We start from the raw sequence: 6034 nt of genomic DNA, 5'->3' as shown, positions 1-6034 counted from the left end.
CGCCCTGGAATCACCACCACCACCATTGCTGGTTGATGCCGCTGGCATAGTACGGCCATTCAGGGTCACCATATTGTTGTCTGCGCCAAAGCCACGCACGGTTATTTGCGAACCTTCACCGTTTGAACGGCTGATGGATACACCAGTGATACGCTGCAGAGATTCAGCAAGGTTGGTGTCAGGGAATTTACCGATGTCTTCCGAGCTGATGGCATCAACAACACCGGCGGAATTGCGTTTGGTATCCATTGAGCGCTCTAACGACGCGCGAATACCGGTAACAGTTACTTCTTCAACCACATCACCTTGCGCATAAGCCAAACCACTAAAGCCACCTGCCACAACTGCAGAGGCAATTGCGGTAGTCAGCACTTTTTTCTTAAAGCTTGTTGTTTTGTACATGGAGCTCTCCTTTATTATCGACAGGAATTATGTTTTCCGGTACACACATGTTTGAACCGCTGCCTGGGCAGGCCTAGGTTCAAACATTTTCGCTTTCAGAATGAAGGCGAATTCTTTAGCGTTCTAATTATCTTTTTCTGGGCTTAACTCTAGAACGTATTTTCAAATATAAAAGTTATTGGCCATTTTTTTACATATAAACAGTGTAAAAAAGACTCTTTGGCAGATGAAGCCGCAAATGCTTCGCCCGAGTTGCGCACAAAACTACTACTATGTGACAGCGCTGTCAAATACTTGCAAGAGGTTTGGCATATAAATTTATGAGAGGGAAGTCACTGCGATCTTATAGTCAAAAAGACACAAAAATCATAGATATACGCTAGAGCTGCCAATCTACCGGCACCTTGTTGTTACGCTGCAGGTATTGGTTAGTAACAGAGAAGTGGCCACATCCAATAAACCCACGATGCGCAGAAAGAGGTGAAGGATGCGGAGCCCTGAGCACTAAATGCTTATGATCATCAATAAAGGTAGCTTTCTTCTGCGCATAACTGCCCCACAGGAGAAAAACGACACCCTGGCACTGGTCATTGACCAACTGAATGGCTTTATCAGTGAAGGTTTCCCAGCCTTGCCCTTGATGGGAGCCTGCCCTTGCCTGCTCTACCGTTAAAGTCGCATTAAGCAATAAAACTCCCTGATTAGCCCAAGCCTGAAGACAACCATGCTTAGGAATAGTAAACCCCAGATCACGGCGCAGCTCTTTGAACATGTTCTGCAGTGATGGCGGTGGCTGGATGCCCGGTTGCACTGAAAAACATAATCCATGGGCCTGACCTGGGCCGTGGTAGGGATCTTGCCCCAAAATCACAACCTTGACCTGATCTAGTGGTGTGGAGTTAAACGCGTTAAAGATATTTTTAGATTCGGGATATATTACTTTTCCCGATTGCTTTTGCTGCAATAAGAACTGCTTTAGCTGCTGCATGTACGGCTGATCAAACTCACCGGCAAGATGCACAAGCCAACTCGGATGAAGATCAATTTTCTTGTCACGTGCCGCCATTAATGTTCCACCGTTAATAAATAAAAAGCCCAGCTAAAGAGCTGGGCTTTTTACAAGAATTACAATAGAAAGTAAAACTTAGAGTTTTGCAGCATGCTCAGCCAGGTATTTGGCAACTCCCGCTGGAGATGCATCCATACCCGCATCACCTTCTTTCCAACCTGCTGGGCAAACTTCACCGTGTTGCTCGTGGAAAATCAAGGCGTCAACAGTGCGGATGGTATCATCGATATTACGGCCGATGGGTAGGTCGTTAACTATTTGTGAGCGCACCACACCGGCTTCATCGATAATGAAAGTACCACGGAAAGCAACACCATCAGCTGACTCCACATCGTAAGCTTTTGCAATTGAGTGGGTGATGTCAGCAACCAAAGTGTAACGAACCGGGCCAATGCCGCCTTCATTAACTGGAGTGTTACGCCATGCATTGTGGGTGAATTGTGAATCGATAGAAACACCAATCACTTCCACATTGCGCTTTTTGAATTCTTCTACACGGTGATCAAATGCCAACAGCTCTGATGGACACACAAACGTGAAATCCAATGGATAAAAGAACACGACTGCTTTTTTACCTTTGGTCGCTGTTGCAAAATTGTAACCGTCCACAATTTCACCGTTAGCCAATACAGCCGATGCGGTGAAATCCGGTGCTTTTTTACCTACTAATACGCCCATAACGATACTCCTGATGATTGATAGGTTAACTGGTGGAATAAATACCCGCGTTAGCGGCCATGAGTTTATTCAAATTGTATGAATAATTTATGGCCAGTTATTGATCGGCTGATATTTATCGATAGTGCGTCGCTATCATACACAGGGATCGAAGGGTGTCATATTGATTTTGTATATGGCGCCGCCAAAACTGAGGCTATGACGAAATTGCTGGCGCATTATTCATCAACCAATGACTGAGTTATAAGTGCGAATCTAAACTCCTGTCAAACGAGATAATTTCCCATAATTTATTGACACAAATTCTCATTAGCATTAGAGTTTATTTGTAGGTGATTTGATCGCATCCAAAGTAACAATCCGGGAAAGCTCTATGTACGTCTGTATTTGCAAAGGTATTACTGATCGTCAAATAAAAGCGGCTATAGATGATGGCGCAAGCTCGCTTGGACAATTACGTAAAACCTTAGGCGTTGCCAGCCAATGCGGTAAATGTTCGGTAATGACACGCGAAATACTCGATGAAGCATTAAACGACACCCCAATTATTAATGGCTTGCCGCAGTTTTATGCGGTTGCCTAAACCGTTGCATGAAATTAAACAGAATCTAAATCATTACCATTTTTAGTATATTTTCCTTCCCCATCAAATACTTAGCAAGCTCTTACGCTTGACATAGCCGCCTTCGGCGACCAGACTCTCCTCTTGTTTTTATCGCATCATTAAGGAGAACTCTATGAAAGGCGATCCGAAAGTCATAGCCGTATTAAACAAAGTTCTGGGGAATGAACTGGTTGCCATTAACCAATATTTCCTGCACTCGCGCATGTACAAAGATTGGGGCTTCAAAGAACTAGCCGACCATGAGTACCATGAATCAATTGATGAAATGAAACATGCCGATGCCTTAGTTGAGCGCATCTTGTTTCTGGAGGGCCTCCCCAACTTACAAGACCTGGGTAAATTACATATCGGGGAAGATACACTGGAAATGCTCAAGTCCGATTTAAAACTTGAAATGAAAGCGATTCCCGATTTACGCGACGGCATTATAGTCTGTGAAAGTGTACGCGATTTTGTCAGTCGCGATTTACTGAAAAGTATTCTTGAATCCGAAGAGGAGCATGTGGATTGGCTGGAGACGCAACTATCGTTGATCGATAAGGTCGGTATCCAAAATTACTTGCAAACTAAAATGGCTTCCTCATCGTAAATAATTTTGTATCAAGAAAAAAAGGAGCTGTGTGCTCCTTTTTTTACCCATAATTTAATATGACTTTTTCATTGCACCAGCAGGCAAAATTACATATTGATCCAACCATTGAGCGCGCGCAATTTAAACACTGCATTACCGTGTTTTAGAATCACACCATCTACAAAAATCTCCTGCACAATAAACTGCCCCGTACCAATAATATTGCCCACCCCCGAAGTCTGATTATTGATCACTACGCTGCTAACACCGTTGGCAAGATAGTTATGCCGCGCGTAAGAAATCGTGGGAATCTGCTGCCGCATATTCCAAGGCAACGCGTTAAAATCAGGAATATTTTTGATGCTATCAAAAGTGCGTGGCGGTGCCTGCTCCTGAATTGAAGCAGTTGCAACGGCAGCATCACCTGTAGGATTAAAAGGATCGACAATCGTTTCCGAGGCAGCCGTCGTGGCCGCTTCCGCTGCATAAAGTTCATTGACACCTGCATCAGTTGCCGCAGCGAGCTCGGTATCTTTTGCAGCATAGAGTTGATTAACATCTGCATTCGGAGTGGCAACTTCAGGGGTCGTTTCTACAACAGGAATTGCAGTTGCGGAAAATGCAGTAGCTGGTTCACCAGACGGTGCTGCTTGAACAACAACAGGATTGGGGGATACGACCGCAGGGGATTGTTGCGCAGGAGCAGAATTTGTTGCCGCTAATTGTACTACCGACTCCTGGCGCAGCAGTACAACCAGCGTAATAATAATCGCCATTAACGCTAGAACCACACCTATTGCCCACCACAAGGTTCGATGCGTATTTGGGGCAGTATTTAACTCCTGCGGGCGATGAAGGGTATTGAGATCCGGCACTGCGTTTTGATTTTTACGCTCGTGCTCTGCGCGATTCAGGGCATCTAATATTAATGACATACCACTACAGCCCTTCCGTCTTTATCGGAGCAAGTAATTTTTGCTCATCCAATTCTACAAGAGGTTTGTCCAACCCCAACACTTCGTTTAACCGGCGCAAGGTCTGCGCATTGATAACACCGTCAGGAAGAATATTGTGTGTCGATTGAAAAAGTTCTACACGCTTTTGTAACCGCTCGGTAAAAAATTGGCGCGTCAGCGGTGCAGGTTGTTGATCGAGTTTGGCAAACTGCTCAGCAACCCATGTCACCAGATCGCTTTTATCACCCATCTGCAAACTATTTTCAAAACCCTTTGGCCGCGACCAAACATACAACAGGTCACCATTCCACACATTGGCAACTTCACTCCATGGCACAATTTTTTGCACTCCATTTGCCATCAGCAGTGCATGGTTTTCACTCAAACCAACCATCAGGGCGTAGACCCATTTTTTATCCGGAGTCGCGAGCGTTATCAATCCAGGGCGATTAATATCTTTCAATTCATCCCAAGAAGTAATGTGGATTTTTTCGCACACATATCCCGCATCAGTCACGACTAGACACGGATTTTTTTTATCACCTGCAGCAATTCCCACATGGCTAAACAATGCCAATTGCGCTGCAACTAAATCCCGGGTCGCCATAGCAACTACTGCGGGTATTGGCGATGATTTTGGCTGGCTGCGCAATTCACTCAGTGAACCGGAAGCCAACTCCCGCGCTGCACTTGATTGAGCAACCGCAGACGAGGCTACACTGCTCGCTGTCTGCGCCACCGCAGGTGCAACTGGCAAGGGCGCCTCGTCCGGCACCAGAAACCAAACCGCCACCATAATACCGATCACCACCACCACAAATAGCGCATGCCATGAGGTGCGTGTAGTCGCCAGTTTTTCTTCTTCCAGCGTTGTAGTACCTGCAACTTCTTTCACCGCTGCTGCAAAAATCTGCTTATCAATGTGGTGATGATTTTGCGCATAGGCTCCCAACAATAATCGCTCGCTGATCACATTAATCAAACGCGGAACACCTCCGCTAAATGCGTGAATTCTTTTGACCATCGCATCACTAAATGGCCGCTGATGATCAGGCAGCCCCGCAATTTTTAACCTGTGGGCAATATAGGCTTTGGTTTCGGGCAGGCTCAAGGCCTCAAGATGGAAACGTGCGGTGATCCGCTGGGATAATTGCCGCAGCGCCGGGCGCGCCAATAATCTTTTTAACTCTGGCTGGCCAACCAACATAATCTGCAATAATTTTTCAGTGGTCGTTTCAAGATTGGTCAGCAACCGGATTTGCTCCAGCACTGGCACTTTTAATAATTGTGCTTCATCAATTAGCAAAACCGTTTTGCGCCCTTTGCGATGGTTGTCCAATAGGAATTGGTTGAGTGCATCGGTCAGGTTTTTTACCGTCAATTCATCAGCGATGTAACCTACACCCAACTCATCACAAATTGTCGAGAGCAACTCGGGCGCGCTGCCCATGGGGTTAAGGATGATCGCCATATCGGTATTGGGTGGCAATTGCTCCAACAAGCAGCGGATGATGGTCGTCTTACCCGTACCTACCTCGCCTGTGAGCATCACAAAACCACCGTTCTGGATACCATATAAAAGATGCGCCAAGGCCTCCCGATGCTGGTCACTCATAAAGAGGTAGCGCGGGTTCACGGCGATGGAAAAGGCGGGTTCTTTGAGCCCGAAAAAATCGTGATACATAGGCCTATAAATACAAAGTTATTATGAGTGCGCATTAGAGCGGAGCTGA

7 protein-coding genes are annotated in these 6034 nt (G+C 45.9%); 2 read left to right on the top strand and 5 right to left on the bottom strand.

The window, feature by feature from the left end; translation table 11 throughout:
* From B4E62_RS08210 to B4E62_RS08200, 3 genes are all read right to left on the bottom strand, one after another.
* Window positions 1-402 (bottom strand): TonB-dependent receptor plug domain-containing protein (locus tag B4E62_RS08210; RefSeq protein WP_331351734.1); only part of this gene is annotated, 402 nt, incomplete at its 3' end.
* Between the two features lie 379 nt (window positions 403-781).
* Entirely contained in the window at window positions 782-1468 is a 687-nt protein-coding gene (ung, locus tag B4E62_RS08205) for a uracil-DNA glycosylase (protein ID WP_310072520.1), read from the bottom strand.
* Window positions 1469-1546: 78 nt separating this feature from the next.
* Window positions 1547-2149, bottom strand: a complete 603-nt coding sequence (locus B4E62_RS08200) for a peroxiredoxin C (RefSeq protein ID WP_331351733.1) — start codon at window positions 2147-2149, stop codon at window positions 1547-1549.
* Between the two features lie 373 nt (window positions 2150-2522).
* Between B4E62_RS08200 and B4E62_RS08195 the strand changes: the two genes are divergently transcribed.
* Together B4E62_RS08195 and bfr are read left to right on the top strand one after the other, a co-directional pair.
* A complete protein-coding gene (locus B4E62_RS08195; protein WP_331351732.1) occupies window positions 2523-2732 on the top strand; it encodes a bacterioferritin-associated ferredoxin in 210 nt (69 codons plus the stop codon).
* A gap of 154 nt (window positions 2733-2886) precedes the next feature.
* The gene (gene bfr / locus B4E62_RS08190; protein WP_331351731.1) at window positions 2887-3363 is read left to right on the top strand and encodes a bacterioferritin; all 477 of its coding nucleotides are present in this window, start codon (window positions 2887-2889) and stop codon (window positions 3361-3363) included.
* A gap of 89 nt (window positions 3364-3452) precedes the next feature.
* Here the strand turns inward: bfr and B4E62_RS08185 are convergent, their stop codons facing one another.
* Together B4E62_RS08185 and B4E62_RS08180 are read right to left on the bottom strand one after the other, a co-directional pair.
* Entirely contained in the window at window positions 3453-4280 is an 828-nt protein-coding gene (locus B4E62_RS08185; protein WP_331351730.1) for a general secretion pathway protein GspB, read from the bottom strand.
* Window positions 4281-4284: 4 nt separating this feature from the next.
* Window positions 4285-5916, bottom strand: coding sequence for an ExeA family protein (locus B4E62_RS08180; protein WP_331351729.1), 1632 nt, complete (start codon window positions 5914-5916; stop codon window positions 4285-4287).
* Window positions 5917-6034: the final 118 nt, after the last annotated feature.

The organism is Cellvibrio sp. UBA7671 (assembly GCA_002483145.1).
Classification (GTDB): domain Bacteria; phylum Pseudomonadota; class Gammaproteobacteria; order Pseudomonadales; family Cellvibrionaceae; genus Cellvibrio; species Cellvibrio fibrivorans.
This window is presented reverse-complemented; position numbering and strand designations above follow the sequence as displayed.

Excerpts from the sequence above, each read along its gene's own strand:
- B4E62_RS08195 (WP_331351732.1), top strand. The coding sequence starts at position 2,523 with ATGTACGTCTGTATTTGCAAAGGTATTACTGATCGTCAAATAAAAGCG.
- B4E62_RS08185 (WP_331351730.1), bottom strand. The coding sequence starts at position 4,280 with ATGTCATTAATATTAGATGCCCTGAATCGCGCAGAGCACGAGCGTAAA.
- B4E62_RS08180 (WP_331351729.1), bottom strand. The coding sequence starts at position 5,916 with ATGAGTGACCAGCATCGGGAGGCCTTGGCGCATCTTTTATATGGTATC.
- B4E62_RS08200 (WP_331351733.1), bottom strand. The coding sequence starts at position 2,149 with ATGGGCGTATTAGTAGGTAAAAAAGCACCGGATTTCACCGCATCGGCT.
- bfr (WP_331351731.1), top strand. The coding sequence starts at position 2,887 with ATGAAAGGCGATCCGAAAGTCATAGCCGTATTAAACAAAGTTCTGGGG.
- ung (WP_310072520.1), bottom strand. The coding sequence starts at position 1,468 with ATGGCGGCACGTGACAAGAAAATTGATCTTCATCCGAGTTGGCTTGTG.